This is a genomic window from Caballeronia sp. LZ033 (assembly GCF_031451265.1).
In the GTDB taxonomy this organism is placed as follows: Bacteria; Pseudomonadota; Gammaproteobacteria; order Burkholderiales; family Burkholderiaceae; genus Caballeronia.
The window spans coordinates 1-313 of sequence record NZ_JARUXQ010000067.1 but is presented as its reverse complement, the minus strand read 5'-3'; the positions used below and the strand labels follow the sequence as shown (position 1 = coordinate 313).

General features: G+C 65.8%; 1 pseudogene. It reads left to right on the top strand.

The window, feature by feature from the left end:
- Positions 1–238 (top strand): annotated as a pseudogene (locus QCE62_RS35220) (GNAT family N-acetyltransferase); the annotation flags it as partial.
- Between the last annotated feature and the right edge of the window lie 75 nt (positions 239–313).

The window sequence follows — 313 nt, the reverse complement described above, 5'->3', positions numbered from 1 at the left end:
GATCGCGCCGGAATCGCCGGACCAGAGCCGCGCCAAGGCGTTGATCAGCTACTGGCTCGCGCTGAACGCGGGCATGTTCGTGCGCATCGACACGCCCTTGCGATACGGGCTTTCGTCGTGGCTCGAAGGGCTCGGGCTGCCGCTCGTCGATACCATCGAGCAGATGGCGAAGAACGGTGCGCCATCCACCGATGCCGCGCTCGCGCAGTTCGCGCTGACGAACCAGGCGGTGTGGTAGCGGCTTGCGCGTGGACATCGGCGAAACCGATGTTCACGCCTTCGCGAGCCACGCGAACTCGGCGAAGCGATAACC